The 278-nt window shown below is 60.4% G+C and carries 1 protein-coding gene; it reads left to right on the forward strand.

Features of this window, described 5'->3' with window-relative positions:
- Positions 1 to 79: 79 nt before the first annotated feature.
- On the forward strand, positions 80 to 265 hold the full coding sequence (locus EN818_RS32380) for a DUF3606 domain-containing protein (protein ID WP_127859045.1): 186 nt from the start codon (positions 80 to 82) through the stop codon (positions 263 to 265).
- The last annotated feature ends 13 nt before the right edge of the window (positions 266 to 278 follow it).

Raw genomic sequence — 278 nt, forward strand, 5'->3', positions numbered from 1 at the left:
TTCGGTTCCGTTAGCCGCCGCTAAAGAAAAGGAACCTCGCGGCGCGGTCGCGGTTTCTTGACGGCAAGGAGGATCGACCATGGCAGACGACAAGGCCAAGCGCGATTTTCGGGACCGCGACCGCGTGTCGGCGGATGAGGATTACGAGGTCCGCTACTTCGCCAAACAGCATCGGATCACGCCAGAGCAGGTGAGAGAGCTGATCAGCGAGCATGGCAACGACCGCAAGACCTTGGAACGCGAAGCCCGGAAACTTCACGGTTGACAAGGACCGGGAC

It is taken from the genome of Mesorhizobium sp. M3A.F.Ca.ET.175.01.1.1, from assembly GCF_004791945.1.
In the GTDB taxonomy this organism is placed as follows: Bacteria; Pseudomonadota; Alphaproteobacteria; order Rhizobiales; family Rhizobiaceae; genus Mesorhizobium.

Excerpts from the sequence above, each read along its gene's own strand:
- EN818_RS32380 (WP_127859045.1), top strand. The coding sequence starts at position 80 with ATGGCAGACGACAAGGCCAAGCGCGATTTTCGGGACCGCGACCGCGTG.